The 20,109-nt window shown below is 64.7% G+C and carries 16 protein-coding genes; 13 read left to right on the top strand and 3 right to left on the bottom strand.

What is annotated here, in order from left to right:
* The first annotated feature begins 50 nt into the window (after positions 1 to 50).
* The 4 genes from GGD63_RS08605 (at position 51) to GGD63_RS08620 (ending at position 4,181) form a co-directional block, all read left to right on the top strand.
* Positions 51 to 878 (top strand): metal-dependent phosphohydrolase, encoded by an 828-nt coding sequence (locus tag GGD63_RS08605; RefSeq protein ID WP_183240844.1) that lies wholly within the window; start codon positions 51 to 53, stop codon positions 876 to 878.
* 113 nt (positions 879 to 991) lie between these two features.
* Positions 992 to 1,882: an alpha/beta fold hydrolase gene (locus GGD63_RS08610; RefSeq protein WP_183240846.1), complete on the top strand. Its 891-nt coding sequence runs from the start codon at positions 992 to 994 to the stop codon at positions 1,880 to 1,882.
* A 77-nt stretch (positions 1,883 to 1,959) separates the two neighbouring features.
* Positions 1,960 to 3,477, top strand: coding sequence for an FAD-dependent oxidoreductase (locus GGD63_RS08615; protein ID WP_183240848.1), 1,518 nt, complete (start codon positions 1,960 to 1,962; stop codon positions 3,475 to 3,477).
* Between the two features lie 128 nt (positions 3,478 to 3,605).
* On the top strand, positions 3,606 to 4,181 hold the full coding sequence (locus tag GGD63_RS08620; protein ID WP_183240850.1) for an HdeD family acid-resistance protein: 576 nt from the start codon (positions 3,606 to 3,608) through the stop codon (positions 4,179 to 4,181).
* Positions 4,182 to 4,289: 108 nt separating this feature from the next.
* On the opposite strand, the gene GGD63_RS08625 is transcribed toward GGD63_RS08620, so the two are convergent.
* Positions 4,290 to 5,807, bottom strand: a complete 1,518-nt coding sequence (locus tag GGD63_RS08625; protein ID WP_183240852.1) for a M81 family metallopeptidase — start codon at positions 5,805 to 5,807, stop codon at positions 4,290 to 4,292.
* A 199-nt stretch (positions 5,808 to 6,006) separates the two neighbouring features.
* Here GGD63_RS08625 and GGD63_RS08630 point away from each other — a divergent pair, with 199 nt between their 5' ends.
* The 3 genes from GGD63_RS08630 to GGD63_RS08640 all read left to right on the top strand — a co-directional run bounded on the left by GGD63_RS08630 (position 6,007) and on the right by GGD63_RS08640 (position 8,951).
* The gene (locus GGD63_RS08630; protein WP_183240853.1) at positions 6,007 to 7,218 is read left to right on the top strand and encodes an ABC transporter substrate-binding protein; all 1,212 of its coding nucleotides are present in this window, start codon (positions 6,007 to 6,009) and stop codon (positions 7,216 to 7,218) included.
* A gap of 159 nt (positions 7,219 to 7,377) precedes the next feature.
* Positions 7,378 to 8,610: an acyl-CoA dehydrogenase family protein gene (locus GGD63_RS08635; protein WP_183240855.1), complete on the top strand. Its 1,233-nt coding sequence runs from the start codon at positions 7,378 to 7,380 to the stop codon at positions 8,608 to 8,610.
* A gap of 191 nt (positions 8,611 to 8,801) precedes the next feature.
* The gene (locus GGD63_RS08640; protein ID WP_183240857.1) at positions 8,802 to 8,951 is read left to right on the top strand and encodes a hypothetical protein; all 150 of its coding nucleotides are present in this window, start codon (positions 8,802 to 8,804) and stop codon (positions 8,949 to 8,951) included.
* Between the two features lie 140 nt (positions 8,952 to 9,091).
* Here GGD63_RS08640 and GGD63_RS08645 read toward each other — a convergent pair whose 3' ends face one another.
* Positions 9,092 to 9,547, bottom strand: a complete 456-nt coding sequence (locus GGD63_RS08645; protein WP_183240859.1) for a DoxX family protein — start codon at positions 9,545 to 9,547, stop codon at positions 9,092 to 9,094.
* A gap of 313 nt (positions 9,548 to 9,860) precedes the next feature.
* On the opposite strand from GGD63_RS08645, the gene GGD63_RS08650 reads away from it, so the two are divergent.
* Positions 9,861 to 10,679, top strand: coding sequence for a hypothetical protein (locus tag GGD63_RS08650; RefSeq protein ID WP_312013108.1), 819 nt, complete (start codon positions 9,861 to 9,863; stop codon positions 10,677 to 10,679).
* A gap of 55 nt (positions 10,680 to 10,734) precedes the next feature.
* Here GGD63_RS08650 and GGD63_RS08655 read toward each other — a convergent pair whose 3' ends face one another.
* The gene (locus GGD63_RS08655) at positions 10,735 to 12,474 is read right to left on the bottom strand and encodes a methyl-accepting chemotaxis protein (RefSeq protein WP_183240861.1); all 1,740 of its coding nucleotides are present in this window, start codon (positions 12,472 to 12,474) and stop codon (positions 10,735 to 10,737) included.
* A gap of 222 nt (positions 12,475 to 12,696) precedes the next feature.
* Here GGD63_RS08655 and GGD63_RS08660 point away from each other — a divergent pair, with 222 nt between their 5' ends.
* The 5 genes from GGD63_RS08660 to GGD63_RS08680 all read left to right on the top strand — a co-directional run bounded on the left by GGD63_RS08660 (position 12,697) and on the right by GGD63_RS08680 (position 20,033).
* A complete protein-coding gene (locus GGD63_RS08660) occupies positions 12,697 to 14,079 on the top strand; it encodes an ethanolamine ammonia-lyase subunit EutB (protein WP_183240863.1) in 1,383 nt (460 codons plus the stop codon).
* A gap of 153 nt (positions 14,080 to 14,232) precedes the next feature.
* Complete coding sequence (locus GGD63_RS08665) at positions 14,233 to 15,819, top strand: B12-binding domain-containing radical SAM protein (RefSeq protein WP_183240865.1); 1,587 nt, start codon at positions 14,233 to 14,235, stop codon at positions 15,817 to 15,819.
* Positions 15,816 to 16,601, top strand: a complete 786-nt coding sequence (eutC, locus tag GGD63_RS08670; RefSeq protein WP_183240866.1) for an ethanolamine ammonia-lyase subunit EutC — start codon at positions 15,816 to 15,818, stop codon at positions 16,599 to 16,601. The genes GGD63_RS08665 and eutC overlap by 4 nt, the downstream gene beginning before the upstream one ends.
* Positions 16,602 to 16,807: 206 nt before the next feature.
* Positions 16,808 to 19,174: an RND family transporter gene (locus tag GGD63_RS08675; protein WP_183240868.1), complete on the top strand. Its 2,367-nt coding sequence runs from the start codon at positions 16,808 to 16,810 to the stop codon at positions 19,172 to 19,174.
* 76 nt (positions 19,175 to 19,250) lie between these two features.
* Entirely contained in the window at positions 19,251 to 20,033 is a 783-nt protein-coding gene (locus tag GGD63_RS08680; protein WP_183240870.1) for a class I SAM-dependent methyltransferase, read from the top strand.
* Positions 20,034 to 20,109: the final 76 nt, after the last annotated feature.

Consider the following 20,109-nt stretch of genomic DNA (forward strand, 5'->3'; position numbering starts at 1 on the left):
ATAAAGTCGGGAGCTGGCGTGGGACACCACCGACAAGCGGGGCTGCATCCATGATGACGTTGCCGAGACTGGCGGCTGAATCCCTGGAGAAGTTGCTGGGTACGTTCATGCGTCGGCGGTACGACGAGGACTCTGCAAGGATTGTAGAGGGGGCGACGCGTACGGCACTTGAGTGCATCGGCAACAGTGACGCGCTCTACCACAACATCGAGCATACCATGCTGGTGACGCTGGCGGGCCAGGCGATCCTCCAGGGCCGCCATCTGCATGCGCACCTCTCGGCAGAGGATTACACCCACATTCTGGTCGCCTGCCTCGCCCATGACATCGGCTATGTCCGTGGCCTGTTCGAGGAGGATGACGAGGACGGCTTCGTGATCGATGCGGCCGGGACCAAGGTCTCGTTGCCGCGCGGTGCATCGGATGCCAGTCTCATGATGTATCACGTTGATCGGTCGAAGCTTTACGTAGAGCAGCGGCTCCAGCCGGTCGCCGGTCTCGACAGCAAGCGCATTGCCCGCGCCATCGAGGGGACGCGTTTTCCGGCACGCGAGGGCCATGATTACGACGAGGACGCCTCGATCCTGCGCGCCGCCGATTTCATCGGTCAGCTCGGCGATCCCAACTATCTGCGCAAGGCCAACGCGCTCTACTACGAGTTCGAGGAAGTGGGCATGAATCGGCAGCTTGGCTACGACTCGCCCGCCGACATCGTGAACCGCTATCCCCAATTCTACTGGAACAGCGTCGCCCCGCACATCCAGACCGAGATCAGCTATCTCAACAAGACCGAGATCGGCCGGCAGTGGATCGCCAATCTCTATAGCAACGTGTTCCGCGCCGAACGCGACATCTCGCTTTCAGGACCGCAGAAGTAGCGGCACTCTTGTAGCCCGGATGAGCGAAGCGATATCCGGGATTCGAAGGTGCAGGCGTCCCCGGATGTCGCTTCGCTCATCCGGGCTACAAAGTTCCACCCCGTGAGAACACCATGCAACAAAAAACCATCACCACGGATGTCCTTGATATCGCCTATCTCGAATACGGCGCCCCCGACGGCTGGCCCTGCATCCTGGGTCACGGCTTCCCCTATGACGTGAACGCCTATGCCGAGACCGCGCCGATCATCGCGCGGGCGGGAGCACGCGTGCTGGTGCCCTGGCTGCGCGGTTACGGGCCGACGCGGTTTCGCTTCCCTGCAACGATGCGCTCCGGCGAGCAAGCCGCGCTCGGCGCGGATCTGCTCGCCTTCATGGATGCGCTTCACATCGCGCGCGCGGTCGTCGGCGGCTATGATTGGGGCGGACGCGCTGCCTGCGTGGTCTCTGCGTTGTATCCCGAGCGCGTCGTCGGACTGGTCTCCGGCAATTCCTACAACATCCAGAACATCGCCCGTTCCATGGAGCCGGCCTCACCGCCGGAGGAGGCGGCGTTCTGGTATATATATCTCTTCCACAACGAGCGCGGCCGCCGCGCGCTGGAGCGCAACCGGCGCGGCTTCGCCCGCCAGCTCTGGTCGATGTGGTCGCCGACATGGGCGTTTGATGATACGACGTTCGAGAACAGCGCAGTGTCCTTCGACAATCCTGATTTCGTCGATGTCGTGATCCACTCCTATCGTCATCGCTATGCGCTGGTCGAAGGCGATCCCGCTTATGCGGGAATCGAGGCAAAGCTCGCCGCGCAACCGCCGATCCGCATTCCGACCATCGCGATCGACGGCGACCGCGACGGCGTCAATCCCGGCACCGTGCACCATGCGCGCAAGTTCGAAGGCTTCTTCGAGCGGCGCGTGTTCGCGGGCGCCGGCCATAATCTGCCGCAGGAGCGGCCGGCCGAATGGGCGCAGGCCGTGCTCGACGTGCGCGCAGCCGGGTCCTGATTTTCGCGGTCGCAGGAACTTTTCACGCGTCCCGCCGTCCATTCCTGAGTTGCGCGTCAAGCTGTCAGGAGGTGACCATGAGCGAGGACAAGACGCCGAGCGGGCCGGATCTGACCAAGGGCGTATCGCTCGCCGACTTCAAGGACGGCAAGCTGCTCGGCCATGTCGGGAGCGAAGACGTCCTGCTGGTGCAGGCCGGCGGCGAGATTTTTGCAATCGAGCCCGCCTGCAGCCACTACCACGGCCCGCTTGCCGAGGGCCTCGTGGTCGGCGACACCATCCGCTGCCCCTGGCACCACGCCTGCTTCTCCCTGCGGTCGGGCGAGGCCACCCGTCCGCCGGCATTGAATGCGCTGGCGGTGTGGGAGATCACGCAGGACCAGGACAGGATTCGGGTTCAGCGCAAGCGTGAGGCGCCGAAGCCCTCGGCACGCAGTGTGCCGACACCCGAAAGATTCGTCATCGTCGGCGGCGGCGCCGCCGGCTTCGCCGCGGCCGAGACGCTCCGGCGCGAAGGCTTTGCCGGCGCCATCACCATGCTCAGCAATGACGGCGCGATGCCGGTCGACCGTCCTAATCTCTCCAAGGACTACCTCGCCGGCAACGCGCCGGAGGATTGGCTGCCGCTGCGGGGCGAGGACTACTATCAGAGCGCCGGCATCGATCTCAGGCTCAGCACGAACGTTGCGGCGATCGATCCAAAGACCCGCAGCGTGACCCTCGGCAATGGCGACAGCCTGCGGTTCGACCGGCTGCTGCTCGCGACCGGCGCCGAGCCGGTGAAGCTGCAGATCCCGGGTGCGGAGCAGCCGCACGTCCACACCTTGCGGTCCGTCGCCGACAGCCGCGCCATCATCAAGGCCGCCGGTAGCGCGAAGCGCGCGCTGGTGATCGGCGCCAGCTTCATCGGCCTGGAAGTTGCGGCGTCCTTGCGGACGCGCAAGCTCGACGTGCACGTGGTTGCGCCGGAGGAGCGACCGATGCAGAAGGTGCTCGGGTCCGAGATGGGCGACTTCATTCGCACGCTGCATGAAGAGAACGGCGTCAACTTCCACCTCGAGGACACGGTGGAGAGGCTCGACGGCACCCGCGCCACGCTGAAGAGCGGCGCCGTCATCGAGGCAGACCTGGTCGTGGTCGGCATCGGCGTCAGACCGCGCATTGCGCTGGCCGAGCAGGCGGGCCTTGCCGCCGATCGCGGCGTCAGCGTGACTGAATATCTCGAAACCAGCATCGCCGGCATCTTCGCCGCCGGCGACATCGCGCGCTGGCCTGATCCGCATTCGCGGCATACCATCCGCGTCGAGCATTGGGTGGTGGCGGAGCGCCAGGGCCAGACCGCGGCGCGCAACATGCTCGGCAGGCGCGAACGCTTCGACGCCGTGCCGTTCTTCTGGTCCCAGCATTACGACGTCCCGATCAACTATGTCGGTCACGCCGAGAGCTTCGACGCCGTCGCCATCGACGGCAGCATTTCCGGCAAGGACTGCCTGCTGAAGTACAGCAAGGGCGGACACGTGCTTGCGGTCGCTTCAATTTATCGCGATCTCGACAATCTCAAGGCCGAATTCGAGATGGAGCGCTCGCGCGGCTGATGCGCGGCATTCGACCTTGATTTGCGTCAATGTTGTTGCCGGGAACGGTGCTCTCCTGACTGTCGTCCCGGCACGGTGCGTGCTATTCTGGCGTGTGCCCCCGGGCTTCGCATGCAGGAGTGGCCGCCATGACCAGTGCTTCTGACACGTCTCATCACCCAAGTCTCGGCTCCGGCATCGCGGCGCTGCATGCCAAATGGGGCTGGATCGTCGCGCTCGGCGTCGTCTATCTCATCGCGGGCTTTGTCGCGCTCAGCAGCATGGTGATGGCGACGGTGGCGAGCGTGATTGTGGTCGGCGCGATGATGATCGTCGCCGGTGTGACGGAGATCATCGGTGCATTCCAGCTCAAAAGCTGGGGCAAGTTCCTGATCTGGGCCTTGCTCGGCGTGCTCTACGTTGTCGCGGGATTCCTGACCTTCGAGAATCCGCTGTTCGCGGCCGTCCTGCTGACGCTGTTTCTCGGCGCCTCGCTGATCGCCTCGGGCGCCGTCAGGCTGTTTCTCGCCTTCAGCATGAAGCGGGAGAGCCCCTGGGTGTGGGTGGCGCTGTCGGCCGTCATCACGCTGCTGCTCGGGCTCCTGATCGTGGCACGCTGGCCGGTGAACAGCGTCTACATCCTCGGCCTGTTCCTCGGCATCGACCTGATCATGGCCGGTGCCGGCTGGATCAGCCTCGGCTTCAGCCTCAAGCGGCGCGGCTGAAACCTCCGGCGTAGTGCGCGGCACTGAAGCGCGACCAGATTTGGATGAATCGTCATCGCGCTTCAGGTGATGTTTGCGCATGGCCTTGCCGGATGATGCTTTGGCAGATCAATCCAGCGGCATCTCGTCGAGCGGCCAGATCGGGCGGCGGACCCTGCGATAGGTGAGGGTCGTGTAGTCATTCGTGGCAAGGCCGCCGCTGTCGGCCAGGATCACCTCCTTGGCCATCGGCCCGAAAGCGGCGCGGAAGTGGTGGGCGGACTTGACTGCGACCACCCGAAACTGCGCCGGCTCCGCACCGAGAATTCGGAACATTTCCTGATCATAGGTTTGCAGCGTGTTGGTCGACAGGGCGATCGAGATGCCGTTCACCTCGAGCAGGGCGGAGGGGCCGAGCGTCATGGGCTGACCGGCATTCATCGGTCCCTCGCAGACGAAGGCACCATCCGACAGCGCGGCGACGCGTCCGGCCAGCGTGAGTGGCGGCCCGTAGCTTGCGGGATCGCGCTTGGCGCCGACAACGACGTCGAGGCTGGCCCCGAGACCCGCGGCATGACAGCGGGCGGCGGCTTCGGGATCGCCGAGGACGCCGAGGAGCACGCCTTTGACGCTGGCCTCCAGCAGCGCCTCCAACAGGCGGACGCCGTCGCCATAGGCGCCTGAACCCGGGTTGTCGCTGTAGTCGGAAATGACAAAAGGACGGGTATCGGCGACATCGGCTGCGGCCTCCGCGGCAAGCCTGGTCGCGGTCGGCAGGTCATACACCGCGACGGTGACCTCGGCGCGGCGACGGTAGATCTCGTCGTAGAGCGTGGCCGCAGCCTGCCGCGCCGCCGTCTCGGCGGCGTTGTGCGAGGCATCGTAGGTCACCTGCACGCTGGGGCCGACCTCGGCAATGTCCGAGCGGCTGAAGCCCGCGCAGACGTCGACCGACAACAGGCCGGGCGTTTGTGCCTCCATGTCCGCAGCGCGCGCCAAGAGATCGCTCATCACGCCGCCCTGGGTTCGTCCGTGATTGCATCCGTCGAGCAGCGGTCCTTGCAGGTGGACGACCTTCGGTCGGATCTTGCCGTCCATCGCCGATTGCAACAAATCGGCCGCGCGGAGTGCCGTCTCGTATTGGTCGATATGCGGATAGGTCCGGTAGGGCAGCATGATGTCGGCCAGCCGGCCCATGCGTTCGGTGACGTTGGCATGCAGGTCGAGCGTCACCGCGATCGGGATCGCCTCGCCGAGCCGCTTGCGCAATCCTTCCAGCAGCGCACCCTCGGCATCCTCGTCGGTCTCGGTCACCATCGCGCCGTGCAATGCGAGGATGACGCCGTCGAGCGGTCCCGTCTCGCAGGCCTCGTAGACCAGGCGTTGCAGTTCGGCCCAGCAGTCGGCCGTCACCTTGCCGGACGGCGTGGCCGAGGCTGCAATCGGCTGCACCAGGGTCCAGCCGTAGCGTTTGGCTGCAGCCAGATGTCCGGCGATCTCCATCTTGGTGGCGCCGAGCGCGGGGGCGATCTCGGCTCCCAGGAGAAACAGCCGCTTGCGATAATCATCGAGCGTGGTCGGAACGATCGAGAAAGTGTTGGTCTCGTGGGCGATCTGCGCGGAGAGCACACGTCGCGTCTGGCTCATGGAGGCTCCTTGTTGTTCATGGAAGCCGCGGGCCTGATCTCGCGTCCTCACAAGGCACTTCGCTAGCATCAAATCGGGCTGCGCCACCAGCAACTCGACGCAAGACCATCTTGCGGAACTCCGCTGATCTGGCGCGCTGACAAAAGCAGCGCGCAGCATGGCCGCTTCGCCGCGCGGCGATAATCATCGGGGAGACACCATGAGAGCCGCTTTGGCCCTGGCCGCAGCTTTGGCTGCCGCCTGCCTGTCCACGCCTGCACCTGCGCAAAAATCCTACGGTCCCGGCGTCAGCGACACCGAGATCAAGATCGGCAACACCATGCCGTATAGCGGGCCGGCCTCGCCGCTCAGCATCACCGGCCGGGTGATCTCCGCCTATTTCGACGAGGTCAATGACAAGGGCGGGATTGGTGGCCGCAAGCTCAATCTGATCTCGCTGGATGACGCCTTCTCGCCGCCTAAGACCATGGAGGCCGCGCGGCGCCTCGTCGAGGGCGACGGCGTCGCCTTCATCTTCGCCACCATGGGCACCGCGCCGAGCTCGGCGATCGCAAAGTATCTCAACAGCAACAAGGTGCCGCAGCTCTTTTTGATCAGCTCGGCGTCGAAGTGGAACGATCCCGCCAACATGCCCTGGTCGATGGCGCTGCCCTGGGCGCCGAACTACACCAGCGAGGCCGCGATCGACGTCGCCTATGCCCGCGCCAAGAATCCGAATGCGCGCTTTGCGGTGCTCTACCAGAACGACGATGCCGGCAAGGAATATCTTCGCGGTGTCAAGGAAGCGCTGGGTGCCGATGCGGACAAGGCGATCGCGATGGCCTCGAGCTTCGAGGTCGCCGATCCCACAGTCGATTCCCAGGTGCTGACCCTCGCCAACACCAAGGCCGACGTCTTCATGATCTACTCGGTGACGCCGCGCGCCTGCGCGCAGGCGATCCGCAAGGCGCACGAGGTCGGCTGGCAGCCGACGCGCTTCCTCGCCAGCGGCTGTGCCAACAAGGCGACCGTGATGGCGCCGGCCGGCCTTGAGGCCGGCAAGGGCGTGCTGTCGCTCGGCGCGCTCAAGCCGTTCGTCGAGGTGCCGAAGGACGATCCGGCGATGACGGCCTATATCGACTTCATGAAGAAGCGCCTGCCCAACGCCGACATCAACAACGTCGCCGGCCTCTACGGCTACACCGTTGCCGAGGCGCTAGTGGTGCTGCTGAGGCAGTGCAAGGACAATCTGACGCGCGAGAACATCATGGCGCAGGCGGCGAACCTGAAGAACGTGCCGCTGTCGCTGTTGATGCCCGGCATCACGCTGAACACCACGCCGCAGGATTTCCGCCCGATCAAGGACGGCTACATGCTCCAGTTCGACGGCAACGACTGGGTCGTGGCGAGCGAATTGCTGCGCGGGACGTGACGGGCAGGGCTCTCTCCGCGAACTCGGAATCGTAGGGTGGGCAAAGGCGCACTTGCGCCGTGCCCACCACCTGCTCACTATGGAAACAGGAGCGTGGGCACGCTTCGCTTTGCCCACCCTACGAGACTGACGCGAAGGTCGGCGAGCGGGAGGATTAAAATGGATTTTCAACACTCCGCGCGTTCGCTGGAGCTGCAGGGGCGCGTGCGCCAGTTCATGCGCACGCATGTCGAGCCGGTCGAGGAGCTCTATTACGAGCAGGTGAAGCCGGAGGCCACGCGTTACAGGACGCCTGCCGTCTTGCAGGACCTGAAGCGGCTCGCGCGCGAGCAGGGGCTCTGGAACCTGTTTCTCTCCGGTGGGCACGGCCAAGACCTTAGTAACACCGGCCTGACGAACCTCGAATACGCGCCCGTGAAGGAGATCATGGGCCGCATCCTCTGGGCACCCGAAATCTTCAACTGCTCGGCGCCCGATGTCGGCAACATGGAGGTGCTCGCGAACTACGGCACGAAGGCGCAGCAGGAGCGCTGGCTGACGCCGCTGCTGGAAGGGCGCATCCGCTCCGGCTTCTCGATGACGGAGCCGCAGGTCGCCTCCAGCGACGCCACCAACATCCAGTGCGAGATCAAGCGCGACGGCAGCGATTACGTCATCAACGGGCGAAAGTGGTTCACGTCAGGCGCGATGAACGAGGATTGCGAGATCCTGATCGTGATGGGCAAGACCGCGCCCGATCATCCCGACCGCCATCGCCAGCAATCCATGATCCTGGTGCCCAAGAATACGCCCGGCGTGCGCATCGTCCGCGACATGCTCACCTATGGTTACGATGATGCCCCGGTCGGCCATCCCGAGATCGTCTACGACAACGTCCGTGTGCCCGCAGAGAACATCCTGCTCGGCGAAGGCCGCGGCTTCGAGATCGCGCAGGGGAGGCTAGGGCCCGGCCGCATCCACCATTGCATGCGCCTGATCGGCTGCGCCCAGCGCGCGCTGGAATTGATGTGCCGGCGATCGGTCTCGCGCGTCGCCTTCGGCAAGCCGCTCGCCGAGCAGGGCTCGGTGCGTGAGGACATCGCAAACTCCTTCTGCGAGATCGCGCAGGCACGGCTCCTCACCCTGCAAGCGGCCGATAAGATGGACCGTGAAGGCAACAAGGACGCGCGCGACCTGATCGCGGCCGCCAAGATCGTGGTCCCCAGCATGGCCGCCCGCGTGATCGACCGCGCCATCCAGATCCACGGCGCCGCCGGCGTCTCGCAGGACACGTTCCTCGCGCGCGCCTATGTCTATGCCCGCTTCATCCGCATCGGCGACGGACCGGACCAGGTGCACCTGGCGGCCTTGGGCAAGGAGCTGATCCGGCGCGACGGAGTGATGGCTGGCTGAAAGTGGTAGCCGGCTGCCGCTGGTTCACCGCCTCGGCGGCGCGCACCCCGTCGCCGGGGTCTTGGCGAGCACTTCATCGCGGCGGCTGTTCCGAGTGTTTTGGCGACTTGCCACTTTTTGGAGGGCTTGCCGCGCCGGTTCCGTTCGGCAACACTGCCTGTATTTCAAGTAATTGTTTTAAAGGGGGCCTTATGCCCGAGACATTGGAAAGCGTGTTGTGGTGCGCCGCGCTGGCGACGTGGCTGATGCTTCTCTTCGGGATCATGGGCGAGCGCTTGAAGCCTCTCTCGAAACGCCTCGGCCATCTGCTCGAGGCTGCTTTCAGGCTGAGGGCGAAGTGATGCGGTAACGTCCTTCCTTCAAGGCTACATCGTGTTGCCTGACGCACTCGCAGCTCTGCGAGTGGCGAAGACATTTGCGCTGCGACTCCAGCAAGTTCAGGAAGAGCAAGTTCAGGGCGAGATTGAAACGAAAAACGCTGCTAGCGTGCCAGTCTCCGATCGAGGGAGAACCGGCCCGCTCCGGTGACGAAGATCAACAGAGCGCCGCCCATGATCGTGATGTTCTTCAGGAAATGATTGTACTGCCCGATCTGTTGCGCTCCGGCGGGATATTCCCAGTAGCGATGTCCGATTGCAGTCGCCGAGAGTACGAACAGGAACATCACGATTGCGCAGTAGCGCGTGCCAATGCCGAGGATCAGACAAGCCGACATCACTATTTCCAGCGCGACGGTGAAGGTTGTGAACAGCACGGGCGCGGGAACGTTCAGCGACCGGAAATAGCCGACTGAGCCGCTGAAGTTGGTAAGCGCGCCGTACGCGCTGCCGACGAAGACCCAGGCAAGCAGGATGCGTCCGACCAGGATCAGCAGGTCGGCATTTTTCGTGGCGAACTTGTCGATCCCGGATGCGGACCAGGGGAAGCGGAATGACATGGTTACTGCCTTATCGCCTTGTTGCCTGACGACGGCATTTCAATATTAGCGATCGTATCATGATCGGCGAGTCTGCCAATCCCGAGTTTACCCGCGGCGGACTCCACGAACTGAGTGTGCATCGTGCTGTTGAGCCGATGTGACCTCGGTGCTATCCTTTAACGTCATCATTCCCGTTAGGTCTGATGAGGCGGGTGATCAGCTTGAGAACTGCCGCCTGCCATTTGGAAATTGCAATATTTGAATACCTTGAGCCCGCCGTCGAACGCATTTCAGCGTGGCCGGGCAATGTTCATGGACGTCATTCCCCTCCGTGCTTTCCATCGACCTGGAGGCGGGCTTCTTTGCCAAGTGCTATCGAAAAAGCGATTTCGCCATGTCTATTCGGACAAGCCGAGCCAATTGCAGGGCAGGCAACGATCATTTGAATGCAAGACGATTGAGCCGCGGCCTCATGGTTTCCTTGTCATGTGCAGCTTGCCTCGTTCCATTTGCAAGCACCGCGTCGGCCCAATGTGCGCTCCGCAACGTTCTGCAGAACCAGCTGACGTTCAAGATACATTCTGCGCAAGCGTCCCGACAGCCCATCAAGTCGGCCAGCGATGTTGCGACATGGAAGACGATTGCAATCGGCGGCTTCGCTGACCCGATCAGGCTGCGCAACGAGCTGCATGGAATGGGCTGCAATGTCGGTGGGCAGGCCGCTGAAATCCTCGCTCGACCGGCATTCACCGTCAGCTCTCAAAAGACCGACGTGGAGCTTGTGGTCGTATCGCCGGCCCAGCTTGGGTTTACGTCCGACGCGACGACCTTGGCCGACGTTTACGCGCGCGCTCGGGAGTTCGGCTTTGAACTCGTTGCGGCAGAGGTCGGGCCGCAATTGCGCATCCAATATCTTGACCAGCCGGTGGGTGAGTTTCTCATCATCGCAATGGAGCCGATCAAGACGTGGAGTGGCGAGCCGATTATTCTGAATGTGGCAAATGGCGGAGCCGGATTGATCCTGATCGGGCAGGACGGCAGAGCCGAAGCGGAAATCCCGACGACATCCCGCTTCGTCTTCGCGCGGTCCCGTCGATCCCTGTCCAGTACCGAAATCGTCGAGCAGGCAGCAGCCCGGCTGCCGCCGTGAACGGGACCGGCGGGAAGTTCCGGCGATGCGTTGGCGGCGGCGTGTGACGCGGCCGTCATCCCGCCCTGGCGATACGACCGTCCGCCGCCCCCGAACGCAGGTTCTGGAAGAACGTCTCCACCTCCCGCGACAGCGTCTCCGCCGTCTTGGTCAGGCTGCTCGCCGCCGTCAGCACGGACGAAGCCGCCGTGTCGGTCTCGCCGATGGCGTCGCGCAGCGAGGTGATGTTGGCGACCAGGGTCTCGTTCCCCTGCGCGGCTGATTGCGCGTTGGACGAGATCTCGCGCGTGGCCTGGTCCTGTTGGCCGACGGCACCGGCAATGGCAGACGTGACCTCGTTGATCTCGCGCACCGCGCCGCCGATCTCGCGCACGGCATCGACCGCGTTGCGGGTGGAGGCCTGGATCATCGCGACATTCTCGCTGATGTCGGCGGTCGCTTTCGCGGTCTGCCCCGCCAGCGCCTTCACTTCATGCGCGACGACGGCAAAGCCGCGGCCGGCATCGCCGGCCCGCGCGGCCTCGATGGTGGCGTTGAGCGCGAGCAGGTTGGTCTGCTCGGCGATCGCCTGGATCAGGCTGAGCACGCCGTCGATGCGCTGGGTGGCGGCCGCAAGGCTCTCGATCTCCGCGATCGATTTCTCGGTGCGCTGGCCGGTCTGCTCGACCGCGCCGGCGCTCTGCCGCACCTGGCGGCCGATCTCCTCGACCGAGGCCGACAGCTCCTCGGCCGCGCCCGCGACCGCCGTGACGTTGTGCGAGGCCTGCTCGGTGGCGTTCGCCGCCGTGCCGGCGCGGCTGCTCGCATCCGCGGTGACGCGGGTGATGGTCTGCGCGGTCTCGCGCATGACGGCGGCGTTGTCGCTGAGGCCGCGCATGATCGCGCCGATCGCCTCGCGGAATGCCTCGACGGATTGCTCGATATGGCGGGCGCGCGCCTCGCGCGCGGCGGAGTCCTGCGAGACCTGCGAGGCGAGGTTGCGGTTGCGCCCCATCGCGTCCTGGAACACCTGGATCGCGCGGGCGAGCGCGCCGATCTCGTCGGCACGGTTGGAGTGCGGCACCACGACGTCGTCGGCGCCGTCGGCGACTTGCTTGATGGTCGCGGTGATCGCGACGAGCGGCCGGGCGATCGAGCGGGCGATGATGACGATGCCGATCACGACCAGCGCCAGCGCCACGCCGCCGAGGCAGGTCAGGACGAAGGACAGGGTGCGGTTGGTCTCGGTTTGCTGGGCGATCTGCCTGGCGCGCTCGGCATAGACCTTGGACAGCGCCTCGAGATCCTTGTTCAGCGCCGAGCGCACTGCGCGGTTGGCGTCGTTGTCGCCCCATTCGCGGCCCGCAGCCGCGTTGATCTCGACGCCGCGGCGCACCAGCTCCTTGCGGAACTCGACGAACTGCTCGATGCGCTTCTTGAAGGTCGCGAACTGCTCGGCATCGTCGGCCTTGACGATGGTCTCCCAGCGCTTCACGACGTCGAGGATCTGGGCGTTGAACTTGAGCAGGCCCTCGCCGTATTTCTTCACCACGGCCGGCTCAGTCGACATGTAGACGCCGCGCGATTCCATCACCACCGCATAGACCAGCGAGTTGACGCGCTCGACGTTCAGCGCGGCCGCATTCGCCGTCTCGATCGCGATGGTCAGGTCGGCGCCGCGGCGACTGTTGTAGTCGGACAGCATCGCGATCGCCGCCGTCAGCAGCGCAAACAGCGCGAAGATCGCGTAGAGCTTGGTGGCAAGCGTAAAGCGGCCTGCCGGGGCGGCGGCATTCCCAGATCGGTCGGATGTCATGGTGGTCAGGGGCCCGGAATGGCCTGAAGCGGCCGGTGAGCGCGGTCGTGCGAAATTGATGCAAAACTATGCGGAACGAAGATGGACGCGGCGTTAACGCGGCTGTTGGCTCCCTTCGTCCCTGGTCGAAAGAAAGTAAGATATTTCAGCGTCTTGATCCCAAGGTAGAGTTTCAGGATAGTCCTGGAGTCGGCCGTTGGCCGACGAACCCCGGAGAGGCCCTTGGTCTACCGCCATAGCATCGACGCCACGACCTACACCTTCCCTGATCTGCGCGACCTGCTCGCCAAGGCGACCCCGCCGCGCTCCGGAGACCGGCTGGCCGGAATTGCCGCTGCCAGCTCCGAGCAGATGATCGCGGCGCGGATGGCGCTGGCCGATGTCCCGCTCGGGCAGTTCCTGCAGGAAGCCGTCATTGCCTATGAGACCGACGAGGTCACCCGCCTCGTCATCGACAGCCATGACGCAAGAGCCTTTGCGCCGGTGGCATCGCTGACCGTGGGGGCCTTCCGCGACTGGCTGCTGTCCGATGCTGCAACGCCCGACATCCTGCGCAAGCTGGCACCCGGCGTCACCCCGGAGATGGCGGCCGCCGTGTCAAAACTGATGCGCAACCAGGACCTGATCCTTGCGGCGCGGAAATGCGAGGTCACCACAGCCTTCCGCAACACCATCGGCCTGAGGGGGCGGATGAGCACGCGGCTGCAGCCGAACCATCCGTTCGACGATGCCAGGGGCATCACCGCCTCGATCCTCGACGGCATCCTGCTGGGGGCCGGCGATGCCTGCATCGGCATCAACCCGGCCAGCGACGATCCCGCCGTCATCGCCCAGTTGCTGCGGCTGCTCGACGAGATCATCGCGCGCCTGAAGATTCCGACGCAAGCTTGCGTGCTGACCCATGTCACGACGACGCTGTCGCTGATCGGGCAGGGCGTGCCGGTCGATCTCGTCTTCCAGTCGGTCGCCGGCACCGAGGCCGCCAACCGCAGTTTTGGCATCGACCTCGCTTTGCTGAAAGAAGGGCAGGAGGCCGGCCTGTCGCAGAAGCGCGGCACGGTCGGCCAGAATGTGATGTATTTCGAGACGGGCCAGGGCTCCGCGCTGTCGGCGGGCGCCCATCACGGCGTCGACCAGCAGACCTGCGAGGCCCGTGCCTACGCGGTCGCGCGCGCCTTTGCGCCGCTCCTGGTCAACAGCGTCGTCGGCTTCATCGGCCCGGAATATCTCTACGACGGCAAGGAGATCATCCGGGCGGGCCTGGAGGATCATTTTTGCGGCAAGCTGCTCGGCCTGCCGCTCGGGATCGACATCTGCTACACCAACCATGCCGAGGCGGACCAGGACGACATGGACAATCTGCTGACGCTGCTTGCGGCTGCCGGCGTCACCTTCATCATGGGCGTGCCCGGCGCCGACGACGTCATGCTGAACTACCAGTCGACGTCTTTTCACGACGCGCTCTATGTCCGCGACGTCTTCGCCTTGCGCCGCGCGCCGGAATTCGACGCCTGGCTGGTGCAGTCGGGCATTGCGGGCGCCGATTTCCGCCTGGTCGGCGATGCAGCGCTGCTGCCCGATTTCGCCTCGCGGCTGATCGCGTGACGCGGCCGGAGGTCCCCGCGGCCTCCAGGAAACCATTGGCCCCCCTCGGAATTATGCTCATGCCACAATATTGAGAAATTCCGCCGGCGGCATTACGCTATGTGTCTGGCTGGCAATTTCCGCAACCAGGTCGAGCGTGGCGGGGGAGCTTAGATGCGAGCTGAAAGCAACGGTACGTCCCGGCGGATTCTCTGCGTATTTCCGCGCTACACGTCCTCGTTCGGTACGTTCGAGCATTCCTACCCCCTGACCGACGGTGTCCGCGCCTTCATGCCGCCGCAGGGGCTCTTGCTGCTCGCGGCCTATCTGCCTGAGGAGTGGCAGGTCAAATTCGTCGACGAGAACCTCCGCCGCACGACCAGGGAAGAGTTCGAATGGGCGGAAGTTGTCTTCGTCAGCGGCATGCACATCCAGCGCCAGCAGATGAACGACATCTGCCGCCGCGCCCATGAGTTCGATCTGCCGGTCGCGCTCGGCGGTCCCTCCGTCAGCGCCTGTCCTGACTACTACCCGTCGTTCGACTATCTCCATGTCGGCGAGCTCGGCGATGCCACCAACCAGCTGATCGAGATTTTGTCGCGCGATACCTCGCGTCCTGACGAACAGGTGGTCCTCACCACCAAGGACCGCGTGCCGATGACGGAGTTTCCGATCCCGGCCTACGAGCTTGCCGACGTGAAGAAATACTTCCTCGGCAGCATCCAGTATTCCAGCGGCTGTCCCTATCAGTGCGAGTTCTGCGACATCCCCGGCCTCTACGGCCGCAACCCGCGCATCAAGACGCCGGAGCAGATCATTGCCGAGCTCGACCGCTTGCGCGAATGCGGCATGACCGACACGGTCTATTTCGTCGACGACAATTTCATCGGCAACCGCAAGGCGGCGATGGATCTGCTGCCGCACCTGATCGAATGGCAGAAGAAGACCGGCTACATGGTGCGGCTCGCCTGCGAAGCGACGCTCAACATCGCCAAGCGGCCCGAGATCCTCGAGAAGATGCGCGAGGCCTTTTTCATCACCATCTTCTGCGGCATCGAGACGCCGGATCCGGATGCATTGCATGCGATGCACAAGGACCACAACATGATGGTCCCGATCCTGGAGGGCGTGCGCACCATCAACTCCTACGGCATGGAGGTCGTGTCGGGGATCATCATGGGGCTCGACACCGACAAGCCGAACACCTCGGAGGCGCTGCTCGCTTTCGTCGAGGAATCCCGGATCCCGCTGCTCACCATCAACCTGCTTCAGGCGCTGCCGAAGACGCCGCTATGGGACCGTCTGGAGCGCGAGGGGCGCCTGGTCGAGGACGACGCGCGTGATTCCAACGTCGACTTCCTGCTGCCCTATGATGAGGTCATCGCATCCTGGAAGCACGCCATGGCGGTCGCTTACGAGCCCGAGAAGGTCTACGCGCGCTATCAGCATCAATGCGACCACGTCTATGTGCACCGTCTCGATGTGCCGGTGCCGGATGAGATGAAGACCTGGCCCAACATCAGGCGCGGCCTCATCATGCTGCGCAACATCTTCTGGAAGGTCGGTGTGCTCGGTGACTACAAGCGCGTGTTCTGGAAGTTTGCGCTGGGACGCATCAAGCGCGGCGATCTCGAAGGCCTGATCGGCTGCGCCACGATCGCGCATCACCTCATCACCTTTGCGCGCGCGGCCTCCAGCGGCAAGCAGAACGCCTCGAACTATTCAATCCGGCTGCGCGAGGCCGCCGTTCCCGCCGAATGAGTGACAGATCCGTTCCGGCTCGTCCGACCCTCGACCTCAGGTCGTTCACGCCCGCGCGCGTCGCGCTGGGTCGCTGCGGCGCAAGCCTGCCGACCACGGCACTGCTCGATTTCACGCTGGACCATGCCCGCGCCCGCGATGCCGTGCATGCGGCCTTCGATGCGCCGCGTCTCGTCGCCGATCTCGGCGCGCTTGGTCTTGCCGTCAGCGAGGCGCGGAGCCAGGCCGTCGACCGCAGGGACTATCTGCGGCGGCCCGATCTCGGGCGACAGCTCGATCCAGCTTCCGCCGAAGCTCTCGCGCGAGGAGTCACCGGGCCATGCCAGATCGCGCTCGTGATAGGCGACGGCCTCTCGGCGGCGGCGGTCCACGCCCATGCGGTGGCGCTGGTGGCGCGCCTGCTGCCGCTGCTCGCAGGTGACGATGCTGTCGCACTCGGCCATGTCGTCGTCGCCTCAGGCGCGCGTGTCGCGCTTGGCGACGAGATCGGCGCGATTCTCGGCGCGCGCATGGTCGTGATGCTGATCGGCGAACGGCCCGGCCTGTCCGCGCCCGACAGTCTCGGCGCCTATCTGACCTTCGCGCCGAAGCCGGGTCGCACCGATGCCGAGCGCAATTGCGTGTCGAACATCCACAAGGCCGGGTTGAGCCATGATGAGGCCGCCTTCAAGATCGCCTGGATCATCCGCGAGGGCCTGGCTAGGGAGGTCACCGGCGTGGCCCTGAAGGACGAGAGCGCGGACCGAGCGCCGCGCCGAATTGGCACAGCTCTGCCCGAATGACGGGCATTCCGGCAAAATCGCCGCATCTTGATCGATTCGGCCGCCCTCCGTGCGCTTGCGAAAAGGCCTTTTGACCTGCTAAACCGCTGCCGGCGATTTTCCGCGCATTTTCAAGGGGCAAGCCTCCCATTGGTATGGCGTTTTCAAGCCGTTCGCGGGGCGCAATAAGCTCACAAGACCGAGCCGATTTAGGAACTGGACAAGGCATGCTCGAAAAGCACAGCGAGAGTAAGGTTCATGTCGACAAGGTCGAGCAGGGACCTGCGTCCTCCATCGCCTTCGGGCTGGAGCGCATCGGGCTGATCGCCGTCCGGGCCCCGATCGTCTCCTGCATCGTCCTGCTCGCCCTGATCGTCGGCGCCGTGTTCGGCATCTACCGAATCAAGATCGACGATTCGCTGTCGCAGCTGTTCCGTTCCGAAACCCGCGAATTCAAGCAGTATGAAGAGGTGACGAAGAAGTTCCCGGCCGAGGAATTCGACGTCCTGGTCGTGGTCGAGGGCAAGACCCTGCTGGCGCGGAACAACCTCGAGAAGCTGCGCGACTTCGTCACCGACATGCAGCTGGTCGAAGGCACGCGCGGCCTCGTCTCGCTGTTCTCGGCGCGCCAGGCGCCGGCGCCGGGCAAGCTGCCGGCGGCGTTGTTCCCGGCCGAACTGCCCGAGGGCGCGGCCTATGACAAGTTCATCGAGACCGTCAAGAACAACGAGATCATTCGCGGCAAGCTGTTGTCGGAGGACGGCACGCTGGCGTTGATCGTGCTTTCGCTCGATCCCGAAGTGGTCGCCTCCAGCAAGCTGACCAAGACCGTCGGCGACATCCGCGCGCTGATGAAGGAGGATCTCAGCGACACCGGGCTCAACGTGCAGCTCTCCGGCGTGCCGGTGATGCAGCTCGAAATCCGCAACGCGGTCGAGCGCGACGGGCTCACCTACAACATCCTCGGCATCCTCGCCGGCTGTATCATCGCCATCATCTTCTTCCGCAAGATCTCCTTCATGATCGCGGCGGCGTTCCCGCCGATGATCGCGATCCTGCTGGCGCTCGGCGCGCTCGGCTGGGCCAATTTCAACCTCAACATGTTCCTGAACGTGATGACGCCGCTCATCATGGTCATCAGCTTCTCGGACTCGATGCAGCTGACCTTCGCCGCGCGCGACCGGCTGATCGCCGGCCAGGACAAGTTCACCGCCTTCAAGAACGCCGTGCTGGTGGTGGGACCGGCCTGCGTGCTGACGCACGGCACCGCCGGCATTTCCTTCATCGCGCTGCAGTTCTCCAACTCCGACCTGATCCGCAAGTTCGGCGAGGCGGGCCTTGCCGCCACCATCATCGCGCTGGTCGCGGTGCTGTCGCTGGTGCCCGTGTTCGGCGTGCTGTTCGTGCGCAACGAGAAGGTCTTCGCGGTCAAGTTCCAGGGCGCCGATGCCGGCGTCCAGGCGCTGCGCAATTTCTGCTACTGGATCGCGGTGCGCATGGTCGGCCGGCCCGGCCTGTTCAGCCTGATCGCGGTGCTGTTCGTCGGCGGCCTCGGCGTCATCTACGCCAATCTGGAGCCGCGCTACCGGCTCGCCGACCAGGTGCCGGACAAGCGCCAGGCGGTCGCCGCCAGCGATCGGCTCGACGCCAAGCTGACCGGCGCCAACCCCGTCAACGTGCTGATCGCGTTCCCCAAGGGTGAATCGCTCTATTCGCCGGAGACGCTCCAGACCATTGCCGACGTGCACGCGACCGTGGAAAAGGCGGCCGGCGTCGGCAACGTCTGGTCGCTCGAGACCCTGCGCCGCTGGCTCGCGGAAAAGGCCGGCAGCGCCGACGTCGCGACGCTGAAGGAATATGTCAGCGTCATTCCCGAGCATCTGGTGCGGCGTTTCATCGACGCCGAGCAGGATGCCGTCGTGGTCGCGGGTCGCGTGCCGGACAAGGATTCCAGCCAGCTCCTGCCGATCGTCGACAAGCTCGATTCCGAGCTCGACGTCGTCCGCAAGAAGCATCCCGGCTACGAGGTCGCGGTGACCGGTCTTGCCGCCATTGCCGCGCGCAACTCGGCCAGCATGATCGAGAAGCTGAACCGCGGTCTCACCGTCGAATTCGCGCTGGTCGCGATCTTCATCGGCCTTGCCTTCCGCTCCTGGGTCGTGATGTTCGCCTGCATCCTGCCGGGCATCTTCCCGGTGGTGATGTCAGGAACGGTGCTGTGGGCGATGGGCGAGGGGCTGCAATTCGCCAGCGTCGTCGCGCTCACCGTCTCGTTCGGTCTGGGACTGAGCGCCACCATCCACTTCCTCAATCGCCTGAGGCTCGAGAGCAAGCCGGGCGTCGGCTCGGCGCTCGCGGTGGAGCGGGCGACCGTGCTGGTTGGACCGGCGCTGATCCTGACCACGGTGGTGCTGGCCTGCGGCCTCGTCGTCACCGTGTTCTCCGACCTGCCGTCGCTCAGGCTGTTCGGCTGGCTCAGCGCCTTCTCGATGGTCATGGCGCTCGTCGCCGACCTCTTCATCCTGCGGCCGACCGCGATGTGGCTGATCAACCTGCACGGCAAGCTGCAGGGTCCGGACAAGCCGGCGATCTGAGCGGCTTCATCCACCGGACATGGAATCGGCGCAGTCTGAACGACTGCGCCGGAGTTCCGGGGCGAGGATGCAGCCAATGCGGCACGACAGCTCCATCGTGGCGTTTCAACAGAAGCGCGGCGGCGATTCAGCCGCCTTTTTTGTCCCATTTCTGACGTCGGACATGATCCTGCTCGACGCCGGTTGCGGACCCGGGACCATCACCGCGGCGCTCGCAGGCATTGTCGGAACGGCCGTCGGCGTCGATATCGAGCCCAAGGCAATCGCAGCAGCCAATCAGCTTGCCGCGAGGACTGGTCTCACCAACGTCACCTTTGTCGAAGCCGACCTGACCGCCCTTCCATTCGAGGATGAGACGTTCGATGCCGTGTTCTTTCACGCGGTGCTGTACCATCAGAGCGAGGCGATGCTGACGCGAACGCTGGCGGAGGCCCGACGCGTGCTGAAGCCGGGCGGCCTCGTCGCAACCCGCGATGCCGATGTCGGCGGCAATGTGCTCCACCCTGAGCTCGACGGCGTATGCCTCGCGCTCGATCTCTGGCAGCGCTGGTACGAGCATGACGATGCGGAGGCGTTGCGCTTCGGCCGTCGGCAGGGCGCCATTCTCCGCACCAACAACTTTACGCCAGTCTGGGCCGGTGCAAGCTACGTCAACCACAGCGCCGATGCCGCGAGCCGCAGCGATGCCGTTGCCGATGCGCGGCGGAGCCTGCTCGGCCTCGGACCGCAACTCGTGGGCAAGGGGCTCGCGACGGACGATGAGATTCGGACTGCGCTTGCGGGATGGGAGGCCTGGGGACGCGATCCGGACGCGGTCTATTTCCGATGCCGGTGCGAATGCGTCGCGCGCAAGGACTGATCCGGCGCGCTTCGCGACATGGACCTCCCGGCAAGCCGACGAGGTGATGGCCGACGACTGGCGGCGAAGAGCTCGA

The organism is Bradyrhizobium sp. cir1 (genome assembly GCF_014198245.1).
Taxonomy (GTDB): Bacteria; Pseudomonadota; Alphaproteobacteria; order Rhizobiales; family Xanthobacteraceae; genus Bradyrhizobium.

Excerpts from the sequence above, each read along its gene's own strand:
- GGD63_RS08605 (WP_183240844.1), top strand. The coding sequence starts at position 51 with ATGATGACGTTGCCGAGACTGGCGGCTGAATCCCTGGAGAAGTTGCTG.
- GGD63_RS08610 (WP_183240846.1), top strand. The coding sequence starts at position 992 with ATGCAACAAAAAACCATCACCACGGATGTCCTTGATATCGCCTATCTC.
- GGD63_RS08615 (WP_183240848.1), top strand. The coding sequence starts at position 1,960 with ATGAGCGAGGACAAGACGCCGAGCGGGCCGGATCTGACCAAGGGCGTA.
- GGD63_RS08620 (WP_183240850.1), top strand. The coding sequence starts at position 3,606 with ATGACCAGTGCTTCTGACACGTCTCATCACCCAAGTCTCGGCTCCGGC.
- GGD63_RS08625 (WP_183240852.1), bottom strand. The coding sequence starts at position 5,807 with ATGAGCCAGACGCGACGTGTGCTCTCCGCGCAGATCGCCCACGAGACC.
- GGD63_RS08630 (WP_183240853.1), top strand. The coding sequence starts at position 6,007 with ATGAGAGCCGCTTTGGCCCTGGCCGCAGCTTTGGCTGCCGCCTGCCTG.
- GGD63_RS08635 (WP_183240855.1), top strand. The coding sequence starts at position 7,378 with ATGGATTTTCAACACTCCGCGCGTTCGCTGGAGCTGCAGGGGCGCGTG.
- GGD63_RS08640 (WP_183240857.1), top strand. The coding sequence starts at position 8,802 with ATGCCCGAGACATTGGAAAGCGTGTTGTGGTGCGCCGCGCTGGCGACG.
- GGD63_RS08645 (WP_183240859.1), bottom strand. The coding sequence starts at position 9,547 with ATGTCATTCCGCTTCCCCTGGTCCGCATCCGGGATCGACAAGTTCGCC.
- GGD63_RS08655 (WP_183240861.1), bottom strand. The coding sequence starts at position 12,474 with ATGACATCCGACCGATCTGGGAATGCCGCCGCCCCGGCAGGCCGCTTT.
- GGD63_RS08665 (WP_183240865.1), top strand. The coding sequence starts at position 14,233 with ATGCGAGCTGAAAGCAACGGTACGTCCCGGCGGATTCTCTGCGTATTT.
- eutC (WP_183240866.1), top strand. The coding sequence starts at position 15,816 with ATGAGTGACAGATCCGTTCCGGCTCGTCCGACCCTCGACCTCAGGTCG.
- GGD63_RS08675 (WP_183240868.1), top strand. The coding sequence starts at position 16,808 with ATGCTCGAAAAGCACAGCGAGAGTAAGGTTCATGTCGACAAGGTCGAG.
- GGD63_RS08680 (WP_183240870.1), top strand. The coding sequence starts at position 19,251 with ATGCGGCACGACAGCTCCATCGTGGCGTTTCAACAGAAGCGCGGCGGC.